Source organism: Verrucomicrobiia bacterium (assembly GCA_036268055.1).
Classification (GTDB): domain Bacteria; phylum Verrucomicrobiota; class Verrucomicrobiia; order Limisphaerales; family Pedosphaeraceae; genus DATAUW01.
The window spans coordinates 19,505-44,549 of the sequence record DATAUW010000041.1 but is presented as its reverse complement, the minus strand read 5'-3'; the positions used below and the strand labels follow the sequence as shown (position 1 = coordinate 44,549).

At 54.7% G+C, this 25,045-nt stretch carries 20 protein-coding genes and 1 tRNA gene; 5 read left to right on the top strand and 16 right to left on the bottom strand.

The genetic code is table 11. From position 1 onward, the window contains the following. Positions 1-15: 15 nt before the first annotated feature. Entirely contained in the window at positions 16-1,422 is a 1,407-nt protein-coding gene (locus VH413_20005) for an APC family permease (protein ID HEX3800986.1), read from the top strand. Here the strand turns inward: VH413_20005 and VH413_20000 are convergent, their stop codons facing one another. Both VH413_20000 and VH413_19995 read right to left on the bottom strand, forming a co-directional pair. Further along, on the bottom strand, positions 1,423-2,217 hold the full coding sequence (locus VH413_20000) for an alpha/beta hydrolase (GenBank protein ID HEX3800985.1): 795 nt from the start codon (positions 2,215-2,217) through the stop codon (positions 1,423-1,425). A gap of 107 nt (positions 2,218-2,324) precedes the next feature. Then, positions 2,325-4,541, bottom strand: a complete 2,217-nt coding sequence (locus VH413_19995; protein ID HEX3800984.1) for a DUF5703 domain-containing protein — start codon at positions 4,539-4,541, stop codon at positions 2,325-2,327. Between the two features lie 231 nt (positions 4,542-4,772). On the opposite strand from VH413_19995, the gene VH413_19990 reads away from it, so the two are divergent. Together VH413_19990 and VH413_19985 are read left to right on the top strand one after the other, a co-directional pair. After that, entirely contained in the window at positions 4,773-5,036 is a 264-nt protein-coding gene (locus VH413_19990) for a hypothetical protein (protein ID HEX3800983.1), read from the top strand. A gap of 100 nt (positions 5,037-5,136) precedes the next feature. Further along, positions 5,137-5,409, top strand: coding sequence for a hypothetical protein (locus VH413_19985; protein ID HEX3800982.1), 273 nt, complete (start codon positions 5,137-5,139; stop codon positions 5,407-5,409). 121 nt (positions 5,410-5,530) lie between these two features. Here VH413_19985 and VH413_19980 read toward each other — a convergent pair. From VH413_19980 to VH413_19955, 6 genes are all read right to left on the bottom strand, one after another. Beyond that, a tRNA-Met gene (locus tag VH413_19980) sits at positions 5,531-5,607 on the bottom strand. A 185-nt stretch (positions 5,608-5,792) separates the two neighbouring features. Then, positions 5,793-6,185 carry a hypothetical protein gene (locus tag VH413_19975; GenBank protein HEX3800981.1) on the bottom strand — a complete coding sequence of 131 codons (393 nt, stop codon included), beginning with the start codon at positions 6,183-6,185 and terminating at the stop codon, positions 5,793-5,795. Beyond that, positions 6,182-6,439, bottom strand: coding sequence for a hypothetical protein (locus VH413_19970; protein HEX3800980.1), 258 nt, complete (start codon positions 6,437-6,439; stop codon positions 6,182-6,184). The genes VH413_19975 and VH413_19970 overlap by 4 nt, the downstream gene beginning before the upstream one ends. 66 nt (positions 6,440-6,505) lie before the next feature. Continuing rightward, positions 6,506-7,840: a hypothetical protein gene (locus VH413_19965; protein HEX3800979.1), complete on the bottom strand. Its 1,335-nt coding sequence runs from the start codon at positions 7,838-7,840 to the stop codon at positions 6,506-6,508. 22 nt (positions 7,841-7,862) lie between these two features. Further along, complete coding sequence (locus VH413_19960) at positions 7,863-9,155, bottom strand: glutamate-5-semialdehyde dehydrogenase (protein ID HEX3800978.1); 1,293 nt, start codon at positions 9,153-9,155, stop codon at positions 7,863-7,865. A gap of 92 nt (positions 9,156-9,247) precedes the next feature. After that, positions 9,248-10,027 (bottom strand): class I SAM-dependent methyltransferase, encoded by a 780-nt coding sequence (locus tag VH413_19955; GenBank protein ID HEX3800977.1) that lies wholly within the window; start codon positions 10,025-10,027, stop codon positions 9,248-9,250. 419 nt (positions 10,028-10,446) lie between these two features. On the opposite strand from VH413_19955, the gene VH413_19950 reads away from it, so the two are divergent. Continuing rightward, positions 10,447-12,156, top strand: a complete 1,710-nt coding sequence (locus tag VH413_19950; protein HEX3800976.1) for a proline--tRNA ligase — start codon at positions 10,447-10,449, stop codon at positions 12,154-12,156. Between the two features lie 132 nt (positions 12,157-12,288). Here the strand turns inward: VH413_19950 and VH413_19945 are convergent, their stop codons facing one another. The 5 genes from VH413_19945 to metG form a co-directional block, all read right to left on the bottom strand. Then, positions 12,289-13,464, bottom strand: coding sequence for a pyridoxal phosphate-dependent aminotransferase (locus VH413_19945; protein ID HEX3800975.1), 1,176 nt, complete (start codon positions 13,462-13,464; stop codon positions 12,289-12,291). A gap of 79 nt (positions 13,465-13,543) precedes the next feature. Then, positions 13,544-14,614, bottom strand: a complete 1,071-nt coding sequence (locus tag VH413_19940; protein ID HEX3800974.1) for a hypothetical protein — start codon at positions 14,612-14,614, stop codon at positions 13,544-13,546. Positions 14,615-14,625: 11 nt separating this feature from the next. Further along, positions 14,626-15,657, bottom strand: a complete 1,032-nt coding sequence (locus VH413_19935; protein ID HEX3800973.1) for a hypothetical protein — start codon at positions 15,655-15,657, stop codon at positions 14,626-14,628. Next, positions 15,644-16,558: a hypothetical protein gene (locus tag VH413_19930; protein HEX3800972.1), complete on the bottom strand. Its 915-nt coding sequence runs from the start codon at positions 16,556-16,558 to the stop codon at positions 15,644-15,646. The genes VH413_19935 and VH413_19930 overlap by 14 nt, the downstream gene beginning before the upstream one ends. Before the next feature lie 38 nt (positions 16,559-16,596). Next, positions 16,597-18,213 (bottom strand): methionine--tRNA ligase, encoded by a 1,617-nt coding sequence (gene metG, locus VH413_19925; GenBank protein HEX3800971.1) that lies wholly within the window; start codon positions 18,211-18,213, stop codon positions 16,597-16,599. A 10-nt stretch (positions 18,214-18,223) separates the two neighbouring features. On the opposite strand from metG, the gene VH413_19920 reads away from it, so the two are divergent. Continuing rightward, positions 18,224-20,131 carry a ClcB-like voltage-gated chloride channel protein gene (locus VH413_19920; protein HEX3800970.1) on the top strand — a complete coding sequence of 636 codons (1,908 nt, stop codon included), beginning with the start codon at positions 18,224-18,226 and terminating at the stop codon, positions 20,129-20,131. Here the strand turns inward: VH413_19920 and VH413_19915 are convergent. From VH413_19915 to VH413_19905, 3 genes are read right to left on the bottom strand one after another with little or no spacing between them, the layout of a single operon-like run. Continuing rightward, positions 20,111-21,106: an MraY family glycosyltransferase gene (locus VH413_19915; protein HEX3800969.1), complete on the bottom strand. Its 996-nt coding sequence runs from the start codon at positions 21,104-21,106 to the stop codon at positions 20,111-20,113. The genes VH413_19920 and VH413_19915 overlap by 21 nt on opposite strands. A gap of 6 nt (positions 21,107-21,112) precedes the next feature. Further along, on the bottom strand, positions 21,113-22,273 hold the full coding sequence (locus tag VH413_19910) for a glycosyltransferase family 4 protein (GenBank protein HEX3800968.1): 1,161 nt from the start codon (positions 22,271-22,273) through the stop codon (positions 21,113-21,115). Positions 22,274-22,276: 3 nt separating this feature from the next. Beyond that, complete coding sequence (locus tag VH413_19905) at positions 22,277-25,003, bottom strand: tetratricopeptide repeat protein (protein ID HEX3800967.1); 2,727 nt, start codon at positions 25,001-25,003, stop codon at positions 22,277-22,279. Between the last annotated feature and the right edge of the window lie 42 nt (positions 25,004-25,045).

The window sequence follows — 25,045 nt, the reverse complement described above, 5'->3', positions numbered from 1 at the left end:
ATACAAAATCCGCGCATGGCAAACCAACCTTCTGCCGCCGAATCTCCCCACCTTCAACGCCGATTCGGTCTGCTCCAATCCACCGCGCTCAACATGTCGAACATGGTCGGCGTCGGGCCGTTCATCACGATTCCTGCACTGATGGGCGCGATCAATGGCGGCGGTCCCCAGGCGATGCTCGGCTGGATCGTCGGTTTGCTCATCGCGATTCCCGATGGCTTGGTGTGGGCGGAACTCGGCGCGGCCATGCCCGGTTCGGGCGGTTCCTACGTTTATTTGCGCGAAGGTTTTGGCCGCGAAACCTGGGGACGCCTGATGGCGTTTCTTTTCATCTGGCAATTCATCATCAGCGGCCCGTTGGAAATCGGCACCGGCTTCATCGGCTTCAAACAATACCTGCATTATTTTTGGCCGGTCGCCGGCGATGCGCAGTTGGACCTGCGATTAAAACTCATTACGGCGGCGCTGGGCGTCGTCGCCATCGCCTTGCTGTATCGCAAAATTAATTCCATTGGAAAAATCACCGTTGCGCTTTGGATCGGTGTTTTGTTGACCACGGGCGTGGTCATCTTCGGTGGCGCGGGCCATTTCAATCCCCGCATTGCATTCGATTTTCCGCCGAAGGCGTTTGATTTCAGCATGGGTTTTGTTTTTGGCATTGGCGCAGCCGCTCGGATTGGCATTTACGATTATCTTGGTTATTACGACGTTTGCTATTTGGGTGATGAAGTTAAAAATCCCGGCAAGGTCATTCCACGCTCCATTCTTATCAGCCTGTTTGCTGTTGCTGTCATCTATATTGCGATGAATCTCTCGATCAACGGCGTGATTTCGTGGCGCGAATTTGCGCTTAAAGATCCCAACGCGGATGCGCCGCCAATCGCTTCCATCTTTATCGAAAAACTTTACGGTTCAAAAGCCGCCTTGATTTTTACGGTCATGGTGCTCTGGACGAGCTTTGCTTCCGTATTCGCCTTGATGCTCGGATACTCGCGCATTCCCTTCGCGGCGGCACAGGACGGCGGCTTCTTCCGGATTTTTGGAAAACTCCATCGCACAAAACAATTTCCGCACTTCTCCCTGCTGCTCATCGGCGTGTTATCCATCGCCGCGAGTTTTTACCCTTTGCAAGTCGTGATTGATACGCTCGTAACCATGCGCATTCTCGTGCAATTCATCGGCCAAATCTTTGCGGTGATGCGGCTGCGCAAAATCAAACCCGCCAGTGAACGTCCGTTCAAGATGTGGCTGTATCCGCTGCCTGCCTTGCTGGCCCTTGCCGGATGGATTTTTCTTTTTGTGACTTCCGGAGAAAATCAGATGCTCTACAGCACCGGAGCTTTGATTGTCGGAATCGTCGCGTTCCTGATTTGGTCCGCAATTTCCGGCACCTGGCCTTTCCAAAAAAGAACGGAAGCGTAATTAATCTTTCAGGCAACGGTCGTAAAACTCTTTCACTTGCGCCAGGGCTTGATCGTCCAGCCCAAAGGCGTGGCCTTTGTCTTTATAAATGACGAGCGTTGATTGCGCTCCCGCTGCCTTCATCGCCGCATTCAGCGCAATGCTCTGGGCGACAGGCACGAGTTTATCCTGTTCTCCGTGATACAGCAGAATCGGAATCGAGTCCTTGCTGACATAAGTGATCGGACTGGCTTCGCGAGCGAGCGCCAGCTTTTCCGTGACTGAACCGCCAAGCAACGCGGCGACAGCGTTGGACTTTTTGTCGCGCATGTCAGGCGGAAGTATTTCGACCAAATCCGCGGGCCCATAAAGCGCGCAAACCGCCTTGATTGTCCGATCTCCGTGCGGCTGTGAAAGACCCAGCAGCAACGAAAGATGTCCACCGGCGGAAATGCCCGTGGCGACAAATTTATTCGTGTTGACGTGCAGTGACGCGGCATTGGCCACCAGCCAGCGCACGGCTTCCCGGCAGTCATCAATTTGCGCCGGATATTTCGCCTCGCCGCTGACGCGATAATCAATACTGGCCAGCGCGTAACCGCTATTGGTGAGCTTGCGCAATATCAAATCGTTGTGGCGGTCCGCGCCTGCCCACGCTCCGCCGTGAATGCTGATGATCAACGGATACCCATCCGCGGGCGGCGGCGTCGCAGGACGATAGAAATCCAGCAATAACTTGCGTCCATTCACCGTGCTATAAACGAGGTCTTTGGTCACGCGCTCATCATCCGCGCGCACGAAGGAGGCCATCATCATCAACGCAAATACAAAACTGGCGCGAATCAAATTTGTAAAACGACGGCGGCCCATTAAACAGTTTGAATTAATAATTTCGTAGTTCATCGGTATATGTCTTTTGAGTGTTAATGCGCCGACATATCCACCACATCCGCCGCGCGTTTTTTGGGAGTGACTACGAGATTGACGACTTTTCCATTCTGAACGCGTCCCTCGACCGTGGTCTCGAACGGGGCGTTTAATTTGAAATCGGCATCCCAACCCTGCGGCCATGCGGGCAGCAGAAATATTTTGCTGCCCTGCGTGAGCATCAACATTTCCTGCAACGCATGTTGGCCATTGCCGCCATCGTCTTCGTCCGGCGCGTAATCATTTTTCTTGGCCCAAAAAACCGGAAACTTCAGGCGCGGTTCCTTGTTGGTCAAATCATACGTCGTATATTTTCGCGCGACATCCGTGAGGCCGAGCATCGCCGCTTGGATCGGGTCCTGCACCCAGCAGCCCATCTGCGTCATCCGGCGCGTGTTAAAAGTATCAATCGCCAGGTTCAAATCCGGTTCGCCGATTCCATAAAGCCGAAAAGGATAAACCGCATATAGCTCCGGGTTTTCACCGTTGCGAAACCGCGCAGTTTGCGGGCCGGTGTAAGGGAGCAGGGCGGTTTTTCCATCGCGAGTTCCGACGGGCAATTCCGGAATTTCACCCAACATTTTCTGCCACGCAACCCGATTGGATGCCGTGACCAGATCATCCGGCAGCGCAATCAGGCGCGGCAGAATCGCTCGCAAACCAGCGATGTCTGGCGCGGGATCGTGGACTTTCCAATACATCTCAATCGCGTTATCCGGGTCCAAAAGGATTTTACCCTGGTCGTCACGGCCAAAATGTTCATTAAAAAATTGCACGCCAGCCGACGCCACCGGAACCAGCATTTCCTTCGCGAATTTTTTGTCGCCGGTGAACTCATAATAATCAAACATCATCATGCTCAATTCGAGGATCGGCGTGAAATAATGCCCGGTCCAATCCTCCTTCACTTCCGGCCCCCAATACCGCAACCCGCCCCAGAACGGCGCCGTCTCGGCGAAGTACGCGCCGCCGTGATGATAATATTCGCGAACCTGCGCCGCATTCGCGGGCAGCATAGCCGAATACATTTTGAACAGCGGCAGCATCATCTCAAAATCGCCCGCCTCCAGGCACGGCCAATACATCGCCCGCGTATTTTGAAACCAATATTGCCCGCCCCAGGTGCGATAGTCCGCCGTCACCGCGCGCGGCGCGCGGCCATTGCCTTGCGGCAACGCGGGATCATCCACCACGAACAGCGAGCCGTTGAACTTGATCGGATACGCCCCGCGCCCGGCGCACGCCGTGACGAATCGTTGAAGAATATATGCGTGGCTTACCTCATCAGCATGATGATCGCCACTGACAAATATCCAACTGCGATGCCAGAATTGTGACCACCATTTTTGATGCTCAGCGCGCGCGCGCTCCAATTTCACCGATTCAAGTTGCTTCGCCTGCGCCTCGGCCTTCGACACCCATTCATCCGGCGTAGCTGTCGCTGCGGTCAACGGATAAACGGACACCACTTGAGTTTTCGCGGGCGAAGACGATTCGAGCATCGCGGCATTCGTGCTGACAAAGCCTTTGCCCTCAATCACTCCGCCAAAAGTTAAGTTGCTAACATGCTGAGCCGATAAACCATTCCGATGATACCAGACAATCTGGTTAGTCTGATTCGGCAGAATGACATCCGGATTCCTCTGCGACAGTCGCCAATCTTCCAACGCCACCGCCAGCGAGACCGGCTGCCCGTCACTTTTGGCTTCAACATGAATCGCTGGATGATTCGCATCCACCCAAACGCGAAAATGAATCGCCTCAGTGCCCGAGCCTTCATCCACTTGAATCTCGCCATCCTGCAACTTGAGCATCTGCGAAAATTTTGCGCCTGCGGCAAACATATTGGGTTTTGCCGACACGCGAATTTTTCCCAGCTTCATCAAGCCGTGATCCGACCGCACATCTTCATCCCACGAATCACTTTTGCCGATGTAGAAAAGCAGATCACCACTCGGCTCGACCCACACATTCAGACCGATGTCGCCATTGCCCAGCGGCATGGATTCCGCCGAAGTCGGCCCCGGTTCATTCCACGTCACGTTGCAGGCATCGAGCGATTCGCGAACATCCGTCTGCTCTCGCGCAAAACCCGGCAATGCCGGCATCGCAAACAACAATACGGCGGCAACGCTGCGAACGAATCGCGGTTTAAAATTAAAAAAATTCTGCCGGCACATCGCGGGCAGGGCGGGCATTAAATTTAAAGGCATCAAAAATCATCAACAAATTCCCGAGCCCTGTCATTCCCCCAAAGCGGGGTATCGAAATCGTGATGCACGAAGCAAATAGCCGCAAAAACGAGGTTGTTTTTAGTCGTGTCCGGCACAGGTGTGTTAACCCAGTGCTGATGGATGGCGTTTTTGCTTTCCACAACACCTATTGTGGCGCGCTACGTTTAGCGAATCAGCGCCACATGCAAAACATTTTGATTCAGGCTAAAAATGTGGGATAATCCTCGTATGATTACGGTGAAAGCTGATAACCGCCGGCGAGTCCAGTTGCCGGGAGCCAAGCCCGGGCAGGTCTTTGTCTTTGAAAGCGCCTCGGAAGGACATTTTACACTTACGCTGGTAAAACCGGTAGAGCAGCCGGAATCTCGCCCGGCCAAAGTTAAGTTCGTCAAACGCGGGCGTTATACCGTGGGAGAATCGGACGTGCCGGTGAAGATAGAAGCTGTAAAAGAACTTTTGGCGGAATTTCCATGAAATATCTCCTGGACGTGAACGTCTTGCTCGCGGCGATTTGGACTCAGCATCCGGATCATGCTAAAGCCAAAACTTGGCTGGGACAAAAAGACCTTGTTTTGTGCCCATCTCCGAGCTTGGGTTTCTTCGTATCAGCGCACATCGCCGGGCTTTTAATTTTGCGATGAAAGATGCTCGAACCGGACTGAACCAATTTGCCATTCAAACCAAAGCGGACAGAATCCCCGATGATCTCCCTGCTTTGAACAGTCGTCCCCGGACTTCCGGCCAGGTGACGGATCATTATCTGGCTGATTTGGCTTCAAAACATGGTTTCAAACTCGCCACGCTCGACGGACAGCTTAAACATCCGTCCGCAGAACTGGTATCCTAAAACAATTTTTGGGCAATCCACTGAATGGAGAGACTAAGATAATTCACGGATACACTGATCCAGTTTGTCGAGAATTGCTGTTGCAGGTTCTTTGGGCAACAGGCGGGGGTAAGGAAGAAATTGGTTGCGGGGGTAGGATTTGAACCTACGGCCTTCAGGTTATGAGCCTGACGAGCTACCGGGCTGCTCCACCCCGCGATCAAGGTAGGACAAGTTACTTCAATCCACCGCCGATGCAAGGTCTTTCTCTAAAAAAATAATTTTATCGAACTTCAAGCCAAGCGGCGGACCTATTATACACCGTTCGTACGCTCTCGCTGGCAGTTTCCACGCATTAATGCTTCTCAGAAATTATTCTGAAAGCGTCCATAAATATCTATCCACTAAACCTGCTTGATGGACATCCCTGGCACCAGATGTAAAAAATCGTTTTTGTCCATTGTGAGAAATTCTGCAGCGCCGGATTTCAGCGCCGCCCGGGCATGAAGCAAATCATGAATTCCTCCCCCGCGAACACCCAGCCTCTGCGCATCCGCCATTGCTCGAAGAATATCAGCCGTGGAAAGGTCAATGAAGTCCAGATCGGCGGCAATTTCCTTAACCAATAGCGCCGCTTTGGAGGCGTCCAACTTGAGATGAGCCTTGCCCGTGAGCGCCGAAAACATTTCCGCCAGCGCGTGCCGCCTCGAAAAACCTCGTTCAAACTGGAGACGATCTCTGGTGGCATCATCTCTGACGGCGGTTATCAGTGCCGACGAATCCCAATAGGCTTTCATTTACCTTCACGATCGGCTCGAATAGCCGCTAGAATTTGCTCGCGGCTTAATTTGCCGGACAACATGTGGCGTCCTTTCCGCTTGACCACCGTGAGGCGCGGGGCTTCATTTTTTTTCGGGATGAGCTTGACCCCGCGAATCTCGCCGTCCTCAAAACGCCATTCTACCTGGTCCCGCGCTTGGATGTTGGCGGCGGCCAGCACGTCCGCTGGCAGGGTGGTCTGGTTTTTCTTCCTCACAATGGTCGCACTCATGGCAAAACTATCCCACCGTATTGACCGTTTTCAAGACCTTTTGGCGTTGGATGCTCGGACTCATTATTATTCCGCGCCCGGCGCAAACACCGCCTCGGTCATGCCGTGAATGATTTTTTTGTCGGCGAGGCAAACCGTTGCTAGCACGCCGCCGAGATTGGCGCGAGCGGCATCGCCATCGCCTGAAACAAAATAATAGGGACATAGCCGCACGCGGCCCGGCATCTTCACGATTTCCTGTTTCGCAAAATCGAACCATTGAAAATCCACCAGGCTCGGTTTTTGGTAACGCTGTAATATATATGGCGACGTTGGAAAACTTTGCAGCGCCTCGTCCACCGCCGCCGACCATTCGGCGTGCGAAAGATCGTTCCCCAAATAAACCCCCCGCGCGCCCCATGCCTTCGGTGAAAAGCCCGACACTTTCAAAATCAATTCGCGTTCGCGCTGCGAAAGGGTCTTGAGCTGGTTCCAATCCGTAAGATTCAATTCAGGAATCGCCCCGTGCGGCGGCAGCGGCGAGGAATCCACCAGCCAGCTATACGGCACGAGCTTGAGCATGCGCGCAAAAAAACCTTCGCCCAATTCCTGCCGCCAAAAATCCCGCAGGTTGCGATTCCACAAAAGCGCGAAAAGTAATTTCTCTTCGAAAATAGTTTTTGGCGGCGGCGTCAGGCGAAGTTGTTTGTTGCGAGCGCGACTGAAAAGCTCATGCGCGTTCGCCACGTTCGGCACGTCGAACAACTCAAAAAACCGATACGCCGCGTTTCCGTCGCTGAAATCGGTAAAATTAGCATCGCGCACTTTGAAGCGTTCTTCGCCCAGCTGCGCGGCGACCCACGCCATCTCGGGCGCATAAGTTTTCGCTTCCTCGGAAACCACGATGTCCACTTTCGGCGCGTCGCCAAAAATACTGGCGAATCCATCCAACATTCCGCGCGCACCGCCGAGCACCGAAAATCCCATTTGCGAATACGTCTGGTTCAGCCACGCAGTCAGGCCGATGCCTCCGGGCACGCTGTCCAACTCGGTCACGCTCAGTCCATGTTCCGTGATCAAAAGATCCGGCCGGATCACGCGCGGCCATTCGTTCTTCATCACCGAATCGCGTTGCAATTCGATCAACTCCGCCGGTTTGCCCTGATCGAGCCACGCCGCGACCCACGCGGGTTGCTTTCCTTCGATACTCAAGCGATAAAGCCGGTTCACCGCCTTGTTGAATTGCAGCAACACGCGACCGAGCGTCGCCAGGTCTTTGGCCATCTCTGTGCCGAGATGCAGCGGGGCAGGGGACACGCGCCAGTCGTGCCCGGAAAAAAGTCCTTCTTTCGGCAGATTGCTGCGGACAAAATTCGCGCGATCAGAATCCGTCTCGGGAACCGGCGTGATGGCTGTGGTCACAAATATTTCCTTCTGAATTTTTTCAACCGCGCAACTGCCCCGTCCCAATTCCTACCCACTTGTAAGTCGTCAATTCCTCCAAACCCATCGGCCCGCGCGCGCCGATTTTATCGGTGCTGATGCCTATCTCCGCGCCCATGCCGAATTCGCCGCCGTCGGTGAAACGCGTCGAGGCGTTCCAATACACCGTGGCCGAATCCACCTCGGCGAGAAATTGCTTCGCATGCTTTTCATCGCGGGTCACGATGCTGTCTGAATGCGCTGAGCCATAATGATTGATATGCTCAATCGCCTGGTTCACGCCATCCACCACGCGCACATTCAAAACATAATCGTTATACTCGGTGAAAAAATCCTCATCACTCGCGCGCTTTAAATTGGGCGCGGATTTAAAATGCGGCGCGGCCTCGGCGATCAAGCGCTCGCTCTCCTCATCCGCGCGCAACTCCACTTTGCTCTCGACCAGTTTTGCCGCAACCAACGGCAAAAACGTCGGCGCGATTTTTCGGTCCACGAGCAAAGTTTCCGCGGCATTGCAAACAGCGGGCCGCTGCACCTTCGCGTTCATCGTGATCTCCTCGGCCATTTTGAAATCCGCCTCGCCATCCACATAGATATGGCACACGCCCTTGTAATGTTTGATGACCGGCACCTTGGAATTTTCCGCAACCGCGCGAATCAATCCCTCGCCACCGCGCGGCATGCAAAGATCAACGTATTGCGTGAGCGAAAGCAATTCCTTGATCGCCTCGCGCTCGGTCGTCTGCACAACCTGGATGGCGTCCACGGGAAAATTAAGAAATTGTTTTTTCGCCGCGCTCAACATCACCTGCGCGATGGCCTGGTTGGAATGAATCGCTTCCTTGCCGCCGCGCAAAATGGTCGCGTTGCCGGATTTAAAGCAAAGGCTCGCGGCATCGGCGGTCACGTTGGGCCGTGATTCGTAAATGATCACGACGACACCGATGGGCGTGGAAATTTTTTGCAGCTTGAGCCCGTTGGGCCGCGTGCGGCTGTCGAGGATGCGCCCCACCGGATCGGGCAGCGCCGCGACTTCGCGCAAGCCTTTCGCCATTCCCGCGATGCGTTTGTCATCCAGCTTGAGACGATCCAGCATCGCCGAGGAAAGACCGCCCTCCGTGCCACCAGCCATGTCTTTGGCATTGGCAGCCTGGATGGTATCCGTGCCCGCAATTAGGGCGTCCGCCATCGCGAGCAGGCAGGCATTCTTCTCGGCGGTCGTGAGTTTGGCCAGTTCACGCGACGCCGCCTTCGCCTTTTTGGCGAGATCAATCATTTGTTCCCGAATCGTCACGCCGCCAAAGTAATCTAAAACTCGCAAAGTAAAAGGGGGAAAATTTTCGACGTCACGCTCCCCGCAAAGTTGGTCGTGGTTCTAAACGTGGATTAATTTTTTCGCGCAATTAACGTCAAGCGCTGCCACCACCAGACAATTTTTCCGTCCTCCCCACCGAGGCGAAAAAGTCTTCGCGCGGACTCGGGCGCGTTCGTGATCAACTCCAAAACGCGTTCGCGATTTCTCGGCGAAGTCGCCGCCGTTTCAAAATACCAATTCAAATCCGGCTGCTTGAACGGATTCATCGCCACGCTTTGAATCGTGAGGCCCTTTGCTTCGCATATTTTGCTCCACGCGCGCGGCGTCAAAAATCGGTGATGACTCGGATCGCGAAATTTCTCCACCGCATGCAGCCATTCCTCGGCTTCCGCTTCGTCATCCGCCACCGAACCATCAATCAATAAAAAATAACCGCCTCGTTTCAACACGCGCGCCGTCTCGCGAATGAAATCTTCCGGCGAACTAAAGTGATGCGCCGCGACCCGGCAAGTGACCAGATCGAATTCGCCATCGGCATTGGGAAATTTTTCCGCGGCATGCAACTGCGTGCCGACATTGAATCCCCGTTCGGTCGCCGCCTTGGCAGCGCGATCCAGCATGGGCTGGGCAATGTCCGCGAGCGTCACGTCATGCCCAAGACTCGCGAGAAAAATTCCCGTGTGGCCGCCGCCAGTGGCGACGTCCAGCACCCGAGCCCTGGCTGGCAGTGAAATTTCGGTGACGGCTTTTCGCACGTCCTCCACATTTTCCAAAATGTGGCCCTGGCCGTAACGATGGCTCTGTTTGGCAAATTGCTCCTGCGCCGCCTTCTGCACTTCATCTAATTGCATGAGGACAAACTATTCCGCGTTCGTGCGCAGGTCAAACGGCTTGAGAAAAAGGAAGGAATTTGGGCAAATCGAATCGGTAAAAAAAAAAGCGCAAAGCAATGGTCTAACGAGATAGGCCGTCCCGCGAACGGGAATTTTGCCTTGCGGCAAGTCCTGGCCCCGGACGAAGTTCTCAAACCCGGTATTTGGACTACAGACTCATTGCTCTGCTGCTTTTTTATTTAGCACTTTCACGGTGGTTATCAACCGAAACTTATTCACAACTAATTCACCGCCGGTTTCTCAAATTTCTCCTTTTAGTTTCAACCTCCGCGCTTCCGCGTCTCCGCGGTTCAACCTCGGCTTCAACAAGGCTTGTCGCGCGGCGTTCCCTTCACTATCGTAACCCCTCGATTTAAACCGAACATTGAACATTTAATATGCGCTGGACCCAGACCCTCATTCCGACACTCAAAGAAACTCCTGCCGAGGCGGAGATCACGTCGCACAAGCTTCTGTTGCGCGCCGGATTGGTGCGCAAACTCACGGCGGGCCTCTACACTTTCATGCCGCTCGGTTTGCGGGCCTTGCGCAAAGTCGAGCAAATCGTCCGCGAAGAAATGAATCGTGCCGGCGCGTTGGAATTGCTGATGCCCGCGTTGCAGCCGCCCGAAATCTGGCGCAAAAGCGGCCGTTACGAAACCGCAAGCGCCGTTCTTTTCAAGGCGCGCGACCACGACAAGCGCGAATGGATTCTCGGGCCGACGCACGAGGAAGTCATCACGACGCTCGTCGCCGGAGAAATCAATTCGTATCGCCAGTTGCCGAAAAATTTTTATCAGATTCAGACAAAGTTTCGCGACGAGGTGCGTCCGCGTTTCGGTTTGATGCGCGCGAAGGAGTTCATCATGAAGGACGCCTACAGCTTCGACGCCACCGACGAACTCGCGCAACTTAGCTACCAAAAGATGTACGACGCTTACACACGCATCTTCCAACGCTGCGGGTTGAAGGCCATTGCGGTTGAGGCTGACACCGGCGTGATGGGCGGAAAATTCTCCCACGAATTCATGGTTCCCGCCGAGACAGGCGAGAATGAAGTGGTTTATTGCGAGTCCGGCAAATACGCCGCGAACCTTGAAAAAGCCACCAGCCAGGGACCGTTGACTGCGACGCCCAAAACTCCCGCCGCTGCCGCTCCCGAAAAATTTGCCACGCCCGGGGTCCTCACCATCGAAGCGCTCGCTGCCGCGCCGCACAACGTCGCCGCGCACGCGCAAATCAAGACGCTTATTTATATGGTCGAAAGCAAATTGGTCATCGCGCTCATGCGCGGCGACGATCAGTTGAACGAAGCCAAGTTTGTCGCGCATCTCGGCACCGCGCAATTTCGTCCAGCGACGCCCGAGGAAATCTTCGCCGCGCTCGGCGCGCATCCCGGCAGTTTGGGCGCGGTCAATGTGAGCGGCCAGCGGATCATCGCCGATGAAGTCCTTCGTGGCGCATCCGGCATGACGACTGGCGCGAATGAAGATGGTTTCCATCTTCGCAACATTACGATTGACCGCGATATCAAGGCCACCGAATGGGCTGACTTGCGTACCGTGCAGGTCGGTGAATTATGCACCGTCTCGGGACAACCGCTGAAAATTCGCCGGGCTATTGAAGTTGGGCACGTTTTCAAGCTCGGCACCAAATACAGCGAGAAACTCGAAGCATTGTTCCTCGACGAGGCCGGCAAACAACAACCCGCCGTGATGGGTTGTTACGGCATCGGCGTCACCCGCACGTTGCAGGCGGTCATTGAGCAATCGAACGACAAGGACGGGATTATCTGGCCGTTGAGTGTCGCGCCGTATCGTGTATGTATCACGCCGCTGAGCGTCGCCGCTGGCGGTCCGGTGATGACGCTCGCTGAAAAGATTTATGCTGAGCTTACCGCGAAAGGCGTGGACGTAATTCTTGATGACCGCGATGAACGTCCCGGTGTGAAGTTTAAAGATTCCGAACTCGTCGGCTTTCCCATCCGTCTCGGCATCGGCGAAAAATCTCTCGCCAAAGGCGAAGTGGAATTGAAGCTCCGCGGCGGTGCACTAACGCCAGTGAAAGTCGAAGAAGCCGTCGCGAAGATATTGGAATTGGCCGTCTAAGGCATTCAAACTTTCCACCGTTTCTCATTAACCCCCAGCTTTAGCTGGGGGGGGTATAATGCAAGAGAAGAGGCGAAACTGTTTTAACAGTTTCGTTTTTCCACCACGTTATCACGAGAACCAGAACTTAATTTACTTCGCCAGCGCTTTGGCAAATTTCTCGATGCGGTCCAACCCTTTTTCGATATTCGCCATGCTCGTCGCATAGCTGATGCGCAAGTAATCATCCGCGCCGAAGGCAATTCCCGGAACCGCCGCGACTTTTTCCTGCTCCAACAATTTCGCGCAGAAGTCCGTGGACTTGAGTCCGAGCTTCGAGATGTTTGGAAACAAATAGAACGCGCCCTTTGCATTGACGCAAGTGATCCCCGGCATGCTGTTGAAACGCTTGTGCGCGTAGGTGCGGCGCTTGTCAAACTCTGCCAGCCACAGTTTCAAATGCTCCTGCGAGCCGTTCAACGCCGCGACGCCGCCCTTCTGCGCGAATGAAGTCGGATTGCTCGTGCTATGACCTTGAATCGCGTCAATCGCCTTGGCGATGGGTTCCGGCGCCGCAAGAAAACCAAGACGCCAACCCGTCATGGACCACGCCTTCGCAAATCCGTGCACGACGATCGTGTGTTCATAATGCGCCTGCGAAAAGCTCGCCACGCTCACGTGTTCCGCGCCGTCATAAACGAGCTTCTCATAAATCTCGTCGCTCATGATGAGCACGCCTTTTTCGACACAGATATCTCCGAGCGCCTTGATCTCATCGCGCGTGTAGAGGGAGCCCGTCGGATTGCTCGGCGTGTTCAGCACGAAGAGACGCGTCCGCGGAGTGATCGCCGCGCGCAGTTGCGCCGGCGTGACTTTGAATTCCGTCTGGTCGCTCGTCTCGATGATCACCGGCATGGCTCCCGCGAGCTTCACCATTTCGGGATAACTCAGCCAATACGGCGCGGGGATGATGACCTCATCGCCTTCTTCGCAGGTGGCGAGGATGACGTTGTAACAGGAATGTTTGCCGCCGCAGGAAATGATCACTTGCGATGGCTTATACGTGAGGCCGTTATCGCGCTTGAATTTGTCCGCGACCGCCTGGCGCAATTCGGGTATGCCCGCCGCCGGAGTGTATTTGGTGAAACCATCCGCGAGCGCTTTCGCACACGCATCCTTGATATGCTGCGGAGTGTCAAAATCCGGTTCGCCGGCGCCAAAGCCGACCACGTCCACGCCCTCGGCCTTCATTTGTTTGGCCTTGGCATCAATCGCCAGCGTGAGCGACGCCGTGAGCGACGCGGCGCGATGTGAAATCTTATAATTCATATTTAGCCGGAAAGGAATAACGAGCAGCGGCCCCCAGTGCAAGCGGGAATTCAGCCGCGCGATACGATTTCAAAATCGTTCAAGGGTTCGCCGAACGCAACCGGTATAAGTGCGTGACGACGGAATAATTGTTGGTGTAGGGACTAGCAGCGCTCGGCACGTCGGTAAAATTCGTGTCCACCGCGTTCGCTGCGCTTTGGAGCACCCAACCCGCCGGCCAGCGAAGGACAATATTTGTCTTCGACCTTGTCATGGTTAATTGCGCGTGTTGCGAGAGGTCAAAAGTAACATCATCATAGTAACCGGTGGTAGTGCCGAAACCCGCATCCATTTGAATCGCGTTTACACCCACGCCCACTGGAGCGCTGGTGCTCATCGTCGCATGGGAAAGATCATCAATATAAAAGAAAACAAACGCACCGCCCGTCGGCAGGACGGCGGAAATCGTGATGCGCGCATGGTGCCAGCCCACGCTGCGCGTCGTGGCTGTGTTGAACCAGCCGAGGCCGGGACCGGTGCCATCGTAGCCGCTGCCGGTGGCGACTTCCGCCTGGTATTTGGCTGGGTTGAAACCTCCATTTTGGTCTTTGGCGGCGCCCAGCGCAAATTGACTCGCGCCTCCCGCGCCGAAAAAGAATGGATCTGTGTAATCGGCGTTCGTTGGCAAATCGGGATAGTAAACCAGTGAGATCGAATCCTGATAATTGACCGCACCCGTGCCTGCGCCGATGGGGTCGTAGAACCACCAATCGAGCACCAGGTTTCCCCGGAAAGGCGTGCCGAGATTTTCGCGGTAGGCAATATTATACAAGTCCTGGCTAACGGTCATAAAATTAGTGGAAGCGCCGCGAACCATCTGGCTCCCGCTGTGCGGCGTCACGCCATTCTCCGCGCCCACCACGATCAAGTTCGGTGGCTCGCTGCCCCACCACGGATTGAAAAAAGCGCCGCGCACGTAGGGAGCGCCATTGGTGAAATTATTCACGCCACCCGAACTCACCGCGAGGTCGGCATCCAGCGGACCGAGAGTGTAATTTTCAAAACCGTCGGAAAAGAAAACGTCCGCGGCGTGCGCCGACGCAAGCGCGCCTGCCAGGAACGCAAACAACGCGGCGGCCTTTATTTTTTTAAACAGGGATTGCTGGTTCATGATGGTATGAGTTAGTTGGTTGCGATCCAGTTGGTGTAAGCGCGATCTCCGAAATAAATGTAGTCCTGGCCTTCATGCGGCGTGCCGGAAAGCAGGCTTTGAATGAAACCGTTGCGCTCGACTTGCACGGTGTGAAAGATTTTTTGATCAGGATTTTCCTTGAGCAGAAATTCCACGCGGCCGTTCAATGCGGCATAGGTTTCAATTCCAGTCGCGGCATTGGTTTGGGAAGTAAATTTCAATTCACTGCCTAAATCCTTCAACATCGCGTGGGTGCGACCCCACGTCCCGCCGGTGGCGGAGACAAAATTAGTCCCATTGAGCAGCGCGACCGCGTCGTTGTACGCCAGCACGCTTAGATAATGGCGGTTTGAATCGCGCAACCACTCGATCAATTTCTCTTTGTGATGCAACGACTCGTTGTAGGCATAATTGGCGTCCAGAAAAGCGATGCGTTCGACGTCGTCGGGGATGTGTTGTTCAGCGTTGATGAAGCCAAAGATTTCGCTGCCGCCACCGCTGTGAGCGCTCAAGGTCACCCGCACATTGAAATTGCTGAAGCGTTTTTTGACTTCATCCACGAGTTGCAAAACCAGGTTGGGTTGCAGCGCATGTTTTTTGCGCCACGCAGGCCAGCTTCGCTGATTCGATTCGAGATAAACGACAACGATGGCCTCGTTGGAATAGACTCGCCGGAGGAATCGCGTTTGCGCCCCGATGTGTTGAATGTCGAAATGTCCATCGTCGTTTGTGCCGGTGAGTTTGCCGATGGTCTGTTCCGTCGTGTTGCCGTTGGGCAGCGCGTAAAAAATCAATTTCACTTTGCGGTTCGCGGGGAAATGTTGTGGCGCATCAATATAAACTTTCGTCTCCGGCTCAAACACGTAGGAAATCGTCTGCTCATCAAACGGCGCGGGTTGAAAGCCGGGCAGGGTGACTGCTCGCATCACCGGCGCACTCTGGCAGCCGCTCAGAAAAAAAGCGAACAGACTCAACCACAGGATGCCAGGCCAAAATATATCGCGAGATTTATTTGGCTTCATGGTTGGTGTCGCTTCCGGTGGCGCTGGCAACGACGGGAACCGGCTTGAAGGTTGTCGGATAGCGCGGTGTGCCGATCGGGCCTTCGTCGCTCAACAATTCGCATAAAGCCGGGTCCGCGAGCGTTGTTGCGACAGTTGTTTGCTTGCCATTTACGGTCATCTCCATTTGGACGAGCCGAATTCCGTGACTGTAATCGGCCCAGGTTTCCGTGTGGCCAAGATATAATGGCTGGATCGCGTGGCCGTCCAGCTTATGCCAGCCGTAGATGGCGACCTTGCCGGATGTGCCGGCAAGTTTTGCCGAAATGACTACGTCCTTTTTGTCGCCCGCAACCAACGCGCCGAGCGGATGTTCCGGCAGAGAAGCCTCACGCTGATTCGCGATTGCATAATTATGCTCGATGAAAATGGGAACGGTCGTCATCGCTGCATTCGGCAGAATTGGGAACGGCGCAAGCTTGACCACCGCGTTGGAGTAAATCATGTCCACCATTTTACGGGTGGGCAGCGAGCAATGGGCCAGGTCGGCAACTCGCTGGGCCGTGATGGGCGTAAGTGGTGTAAAAAAATAATTCGTATCACAACCCACGGCGAGGTAGTCCGGCGTCACATAAAAAATCGCCGAGTTGGTTTTTCCGTTTTCGCTCATCTCAACCTGAACCGGGCAAAGCAGCCGTAGAAAATCGGGCACGTTTCCCAGCGCGATCTGCTGGTAAATTTTTTCCTCGCGCTCTGGCCGGGCAAGATTGGTGAGACTCTGCGCAAACACGCTTCCGGTGAGCGCATCGGCCGGGCGAGGCGGTAACGCGAGAACCTGCGCGCGGGCGGCTTGCGCGAGGAGGAATAGCGACAGAAATCCTCGCAGCCCAAAAGCAATCTTGCGGCGCAACTGCGGTTTCATGGTATCGCTTCCTTGCGTGCCCATCCAGTCCATGTTGGTTAGGCCGGCGGCTTGTCTTTGCGCGGGAATAGCGCCGCGGGTTCGCCGATAGCGTGGCCGGCGGGAAGTCCGCCCCAGGCCGCCGCGGAAAATTTTTCCGGCGCGCCGCTCAAGCCCAGTTGCGCATAAATTTTCGAGGACGTTCCCGGCAAAAACGGCCAGAGCAGCACCGCGAGGATGCGGCAACTTTCCGCGAGATTGTAGAGCACCTCGTCGAGCCGTTGCGCGCGCGAAGGATCTTTCGCCAGTTTGAACGGCGCAGTCTGGTCCACGTATTGATTGGCGCGGTTGACCAGCGACCAGATCGAAACGAGCGCGGCTTGCAATTGATTTTGTTCCAGATGCGCGCGAGTTTCAGCGATGATTTTGGCGGCTTCGGCGCTGAGTTCATCAGAACGCTGGGGAACGACGCCATTGCGATAACGCTTGAGCATCGAAAGCGAACGGTTCACGAGATTGCCGAGGCCGTTGGCAAGCTCGGCCTGATAACGCGCTTGAAAACCGGCATCGGTCCAATTTCCATCGGGGCCGATCGCCAATTCGCGCACCAGATAAAAACGAAACGCATCCAGCCCCCATTCGTCAATCACGGCGATGGGATCTACGACGTTGCCGGTGCTCTTGCTTATTTTCTCGCCATCTTTTTGCCACCAGCCGTGCGTGAGAATTTGCTTAGGTAAGGGAAGGCCCATCGCTTTGAGCATGATCGGCCAATAGACGGCGTGAAATTTCAAAATGTCTTTGCCGATGACGTGAATATCGGCGGGCCAGAGTTGAGCGGCATTCGGCGATTCGGAAACAGTTCCGGCGGCGGCATTCACGAGCGGATCACCCTGCGCGGCGGCAACGCTGATATAATTCACCAGTGCGTCGAACCACACGTAGGTGACGAAATTGGCATCGAACGGAATGGGGATGCCCCAGTTCAGGCGATTCACTGGCCGGGAGATGCAGAGGTCTTCGAGCGCATTATTTTTGAGGAAGCCAAGCACTTCATTGCGGCGATAATCCGGCTGGATAAAATTCGGGTTCGATTCGATATATTCAATGAGCCACGCTTGCTGGTCTTTGAGTTTGAAATAATAATTCTCTTCGAGCAACTCGGTTACCTGGCCGTAATTCGCGGGAAACGAGCCATCGGGCAAACGGTCTTTCTCCGTCAAAAAAGTTTCTTCCTTCGTTGAATAATAACCTTTATAGGCGGCCTTATAAAAATGTCCGCGCTCGTTGAGTTTGGACAGGATCGCTTGGACAAATTTTTTGTGGCGCGGCTCGGTGGTGCGGACGAAATCATCATTCGTCAATTCCAGTTTGGTTGGAAAATTTTTCCAAATGCTAAACAGTTCGTCGCAGTAAGCCTGAGGACTCTTTCCTTGCGCCAGCGCGGCTTGCTGAACTTTTTGCCCGTGTTCATCCAGACCAGTAAGAAAAAAAACATCCTGCCCGAAACTGCGCTGTGACCGCGCGATGACGTCCGACACAATTTTCTCGTACGCATGGCCGAGGTGCGGTTCGCCATTGACGTAATCAATCGCAGTCGTGATGTAAAAACGCTTATCCATTCCCGCTACTTTGGCTGACGAGGCGGCGATTTGCAAGGCGGCGGTGTTGGCCATCGCGAGGCAAATGAAATCGCGACTCGTAAAAGGAATCAACTGCGGGCATATTAAACCAGTGCAGGCTGGCAAGGGTAAAATCGAGCAGTTGATCACGACGCTCCGGGCGCTGGCCCGCAAGCATTGGCAGCGTGCCTTGCGCATCCGCGAAAAATTGCGCTTCAGCGAGGAGGCATTTCATTTGGTGCTCGCCGGCGGCGTGGGCGTGATCGGCGGACTGGTCAATCTGGTTTTTCACAAATGCATTGATCTCTCGCAGTTGCTTTTTCTTCAGCGCACGGGCGATCCGGTCGAACTCGCCGCGAGCAGCAGTTATCCAATCCGATTGCTGGTTCCGATGATTGGCGGATTGGTCGCAGGAGTGGTGTTGTATTGGGGCTTGCGACTCGTGGGCAAGCAAGGCTCAACCAATATTCTTGAAGTGGTGACGACGAGCGATGGTCGGCTGCCCGCGCGCACGGGCATTGTGCAGGCCATCTCCTCACTGATCAGCATCGGTAGCGGCGCATCCATCGGACGCGAAGGCGCGATCACGCAGCTTTCCGCGACGTTTGCGTCGAAGTGGGGACAGTTTGCGCATTGGCAACCGTATCGCCTGCGCCTGCTGACGGCGTGCGGCGCGGCGTCGGGAATCGCGGCGGCGTACAATGCGCCGATCACGGGCGCGGTTTTTGCGTCGCTGATTGTGCTGGGAAATTTTTCGATGAGCCTGTTCGCGCCGCTGGTGTTTTCCTCGGTCATCGCGGCGATGGTTTCGCGAAGCTTTTTTGGATTGCAACCGTGGTACGACGTGCCGCCGTTCGATTTCAACAGCCTGACCAAGCTGCCGTGGTTCCTGGTGCTGGGCGCGCTCACTGGAATCATGGGCGCGGTTTTTCTGCGCATGCTCGATTGGTCACAAGCCGGGTTCAAAAAAATTCCGGTGCCGATTTATGTGCGGTTGATGATTGGCGGATTAATCGTGGGATTGATCACACTCGGTTATCCCGATGTGTGGGGCAACGGTTACGGCGTCACCAATAAAATATTGCACGAGCGATTTTTGGAATACGCGTATCCGCTGATCGGTTTGCTGGCGCTGTATTTTGCCAAATTGCTCGCAACACTCGCGGCGGTGGGTTCAGGCGCGGTGGGCGGTGTCTTCACACCAACATTGTTTCTCGGCGCGGCAGTAGGCTCGATCACCGGCACGGCGTTGCATCGGCTGGGACTGGGAAGCGAACTGCCGACGGGCGCATTCGCATTGGTGGGCATGGGCAGCATGCTTGCGGCCACCACGCGTTCACCATTGCTGGCGATGATCATGGTGTTTGAAATTTCATTGAACTATTCAGTGATGCCGCCGTTGATGCTGGCATGCGTGATTTCAACTTTGGTCGCGCGGCGCATTCACACAGATTCGATTTACACGGCGCCGTTACGCAAAAAAGGCTTGCTCATGGACCGGGAAAATCTTCGGCCCGGTTCGGCAACAGAGCAAACCGTGGCCGACCTCATGCACACGCCGGTGCCGCCAATTCGCGAGACGGCCACCCTGCAACAGATCGGCGAGCGTTTTCTTACCAGCCCGAATAATTTTTTGCCCGTGGTGGACAGCGGCTATAAATTGATTGGCGTCGTCGCGTTGCAAGACTTAAAAGAATATCTCTCGGCAGGTGAGGAAATGAGCGCAGTCATCGCCTACGACGTGATGCGCCCGCCGCCGCTCACGATCACGCCCGATCAATTATTGCTCGATACGCTGCCGGTGCTACTCTCGAGTGAATTGCGAAATATTCCCGTGGTCAATTCGCGAACGGAAAACCGGCTGGTGGGCGCGGTCTTGCGCGCGGAGGCGCTGGGGCTTTTGTCTGAAGCCATCGCGACCAAAGGCGCGCAAACGCAGCCACCGGCGGAATTATCCGGGAACAAGCATTAGCGCGACGGCCACTCCGCCGCAGACAGCGGCAAGCAGCCAGATAATGAGCACGGCGTTGGGTTTGCTCCAGCCGCGTTTTACCAGGCGATGCGACAGATGATTGTTGTCGCCCTGATAAAAGGGCTGGCCGATGCGCCAGCGCAAAATCACCACCCACACGAGATCGCCCAGCGGCACGGCAAGGATGAGCAGGGGAATGAGCACCGTGAAATGACGCGGATGTTGCGCGGTGTAAAAATGCGGAAGGATGGCCATGACCGCGAGGAGGTAACCGACGAGATGGCTGCCGGTATCGCCGAGAAACGCGCTGGCGCGCGGAAAATTGTAGGGCAGAAATCCGAGCAATGCCCCGCTCGTCAGGAGCGCGAGAATCGTCACGAGATATTGACCATCCATCCCGGCGATCAATGCGAAAGTCCAGGCGCTGATCGCACCCAGTCCCGCGCAGAGGCCGTTCATGTTGTCCATGAAATTGAAGGCATTGATCACGGTGAGAATCCAAAGAATGGTGATGGCGTAACTGAAAATATCGCTGTGAACGAACAGAGTGATGCGGACGTTCGCTTTTGCGATTAGAACTGCGGCGAAAAATTGGCCGGCAAACTTTACGGCGGGACGCAGTTCGTATTTATCGTCGAGTCCGCCGGTGAGGACGATGATAAATGCTCCAATGATGATGGCGATCAATTCCCAGCCTCGTTTGACAAGACCATGTTCCAGCAGTCCATCGCCGTGATGCAGTTTGGGCAAATTCCAATGCACCATCGCTGCGCCGAGCAGAAGCGGAATTACCATGCCGATGAGCACCGCGAACCCGCCGGCGAGAGGAATGGGCGTGGCGTGAATTTTGCGATGGCCGGGATCATCCAACAGCCCAATGCGGCGGCACAACGCGCGGCATCCGGGCAGCGCCAGCAGCGATACGGCGAACGCGGCCACCAGCGCAGCAAGATAAACATTGAAAGGAAAAATCACGTTCCTTTATTTACGCGCAGGGGACAGCTTCAAGTAAAGCGCGAATAAATCGTCCACCATCTTTTCCACAGGAAAGTGTTCGCGAACAAATTCCTGGCCACAGCGTCCGAATTTTTCGCGCAACGCGGCGTCGGCCACGAGCCTTCCCAGTCGTTCGCGCAACGTGGTCAAATCACCGGGGCGAACGAGAAATCCGGTTTCGTTATCGCGGCATACTTCGCGCGCGCCGTCGCAATCGTAAGCGACTATGGGTTTGCCCGCGGCAAGCGCCTGCGGCAATGCGCGAGCGAGTCCTTCGCGCAAGGATAAATGCACAACGATGTCCATGATACCCACCAGTCGCGGCACTTCGGCGGGCGGCACAAGGCCGGTGAAAATAAAATGTTTTTCGAGGCCCAGGGCGCGGGCCTGTTGTTCAAAATGCATGCGCCAGGAACCATCGCCAACCAGCAGGAAACGAACTTGCGGATGCGCGCGGACGAGTTCAGGAGCGATGCGGAACAGATCGTCGTGGCCTTTCAACTTGAACAGGCGCGCGATTTTTCCGATGACGATATTTTTTGGCGTAAGGCCGTAGCGGGCGCGCAATTTCGGATCGTTGTCAGCCGACAAAAAAGGCGAGAGCGGAAAGCCGCTAAAAATTTTCGTATATTGTTCCGGCCGGCCGATGCCTGCCGCCAGGTATTGCCGAGTCATCGCATCCGCGACCGTGACAAAATGGGTGGTGATTTTTCCAGCGCGCCGTTCGGCTTCGAGAAAAATAAGATTCGCCAGCGCGGATTGAAACGCGCCGAACGACGGCCCGTGAATGGTGTGGATGATAACGGGGACACCGGCCCGATGCGCCGCGAGGCGGCCCAGCACTCCCGCCTTGCCGCTGTGCGTGTGGACAATATCGGGACGCTGTTCGCGAAATATTTTTGCCAGCTTGCCCAGCGCCTGCAAATCCTTCACCGGATGAACCGGCCGCACTAATTCGGGCACGAAAGTTAGCGCGGAAGGTATGCGGTCAAAGGCGGAGGCGAGTGAACCTTCCGGGCCGGTGTCCGCGCCGGAGATAAGGCGCACATCCATGCCTGGTTTTTCGCGAAGCCCAAGGACGGAGGCGATGGTATTTTCCTGCGCGCCGCCAACGATGAGCCGGGTGATGACGTGCGTGACGCGCATGCGTCAGGGCGCGCTGGATTTCAATTCTTTCAAGCGCTCAGCGACTGATGCGGATTCAGTGGTGTTCGTCGGAGCGTTGCTCAGGTAAAGCTCGTAATTTTTGATGGCGCCGGCCTTGTCCTTTTGCTGGTAGGCGATTTCTCCGAGGCCGTAATAAACCTGATAGGCCTTGGGAGAAACCTTGGTGATAACGGTGTAATCGGCTTTGGCGGCGTCCAAATTATTTATTTTATAATAGGCGATCGCGCGGTTAAGGCGGGCGGCGTAATTATTAGTTTCTGTGGTGAGCAGTTTACTCAGGGGCACGATGGCATTGTCATACTGCTGAAGCTGGATGAGCGCGACACCTTTCAGGAAAAGCGCGATCGGCTGGGTGGGAGCAACTTTGAGAATATCGTCCGTATATTGCAGCGCTTCGTCAAAGCCATGTTCGTAGGGCAGCAAATGAGATAAGCCATTCGTGTAAGTTTGGATGTAAACCAGCAACTGGGCCAATTCGAGCCGCGGACGAAAGTTATCCGGGGCTACCTGGCTGGCGCGTTCCAACTGCTGGACTGCCTGGCGAAAGTTTCCGCCGTCGGCGAGAAAGCTCGCGAAGTCCACGCGAAAATTCGGCTCGTCAATCGGGCCGTTGGCGTTGAGCAGATCTCCTCTGCGTCCGCCCAGCCGTTCTTCAATGTCTTTCGGCGGTTGAATGGATTGTTTCTCACCGGCCTTGAGGCTCTTGTTGAACAGTTGATTAAGTTTGGCGCAAACATTCAAAGGGTTTACTTCAAGCGCGCAATCGAAATTTTTAGCGGCTTCATCCAGCTTGCCGGCACACTCAATTTCCACGCCCCAGGTATTCAAGCCGCGTGAATAGTAAGACCCGAGCAACAACGCGAAACGGTTGGGTTCGGGTCTGATGTGGGCCAAAGTAAGAAAATCACCCCACCATTCCGGCTGGATTTTTGCGGTTAAATTGGTCATGGTTGCCGCTATCGGGGGCAGCAGGTCCGCGTAAGTTTTCTGCCAGAAAGTTTCGTTTTCAGCGATTTGGGCTGGAGTCATCGGCGGGGCGTCCCACGAATTTTCGGGATACACTTTTAAGCGATAAACCGGTCCCTGAGGTTGCAGATAAAAATGTTCGAAAAAATAACCGAAGCTGGGATGGATATAATATAATTCGTGAGCTTGAGAAAGGTGGTCGAGTATTTGGATCGAGCCAAGAATTGACGGTGCAAGGGGAGGGATATTCGTCCAGGTGGTGGAAATTTGATAGCTGGGATTCCGTTCGGCTAGAAATGAAAGGTAGCGGGGATAGGTGACAAGCGATTTAGTGTCAACGAACAGGTGGCTGGAGTTCTGGCCTCTGCGAGAAGCCGCCGCTTCCAAATAATAAAGCCGAAACGTGTCATCACTGAGCACCACTGCGCCCGACGGCGGAAGCGAGCCATCAATTTGGTTGAAATAGTCCTGGTACCAATGGAATTGAACTTTGTCTTCCTTTAGTACAGAAAAATTACGGTAGATAAGGATAGCCGGAGTGGTGAGAATCGCTACCCACATGACCAGCAGTACACAATTATTGGTGAATTGCAGCAAGGGATTCAACGAACGGCGCGATCGTGGAATTTTTGTGCCGAAAATTAACAGGAAGTACCCGATAAAATAACCGATGCTCAAGGCCGTCAGATAATAAAGAGCGAGAAATGGCAGGCCGAAGCCGAGCACGCGCGGACTGATGGGGCAGTCGAGCATGACCCAAAGGCAGACGATGAGGAACACGCCATGGACAACGTGAAACCCCGATTTGGCCAGAAGGATTCCCACCGGACTGTTATCACCGAAATAGGATGACCATCGGATACCGATTACGAATACAGGTAAAATTGACGTAAGAGACATCAGCAAAATCACACTGCGCGGGAAGTGCAGTAGAAACCGTTTGTCGCTTGCGAACATTGTCCGCATGGTCTCCCCAAAATCAGCATGAAGCGTTTGCGAAAGGCTGGTGTAAATCGAGGGGAAAAAAATTAAAGAGAAACCCAAAAGCCCGAATAACAGAGTCCGCGACATGAAGCCGGGATTAAAAGCACTTGTCCCCTTTATCCAGATCACCGCCGCCAGAAACGCTGGAAAAAATGCGACCATTGCGACGTTGTTCGCCATGCCGAGCCCATAGACCAGTGCGAATTTTATGAGCCAGAATTCTCGCTGGGTGACGCGATATTCCAAAAGGCAGCGGATCACATAACTAAACATGAACAGGTCAATCATCTCGCCGGTCGCCTGCGTGGCGTGTTCCCAAAAGGTCATTTGGAAACCGCATACGAGCACGGCGAAAAGCGGCGGCGCCCAGGCCGTGCTGATGGTCAAAATGGAATATTCACTCTGCTCGCGCTGGCGCTGGTCATCGGTGCGATCATGTGGAAGCAATGAAACTGAGCGGGCGAGTTGCCACAGGATGAGCGCCGCGAGGATTGCGGAAAAAAGATTAAGCGCTGGCGGTATGATTTGCGCAGGCAGCCAGCGGAAGGGACACAGCACAATAAATGTGACCGGGCTGTAAATATCATGACCGTAACTCCACCCAGCTACGTCCGCGATTTCCGTCAGGCCTCGGGGCGTCACCCAATGATTGAGTGTCAGTAAATAGACGGCGAACATCGCCGCGCCCAGAATCCAGGGCCATTTGGAGGTGACAAAAAATCTTCCCTGCGGTTGTCGAGTTTCGGTTTGGTTTGTCATTTCGATGTGAAGGCCAGAGTTGAAATCATGGTGGTTGGATTG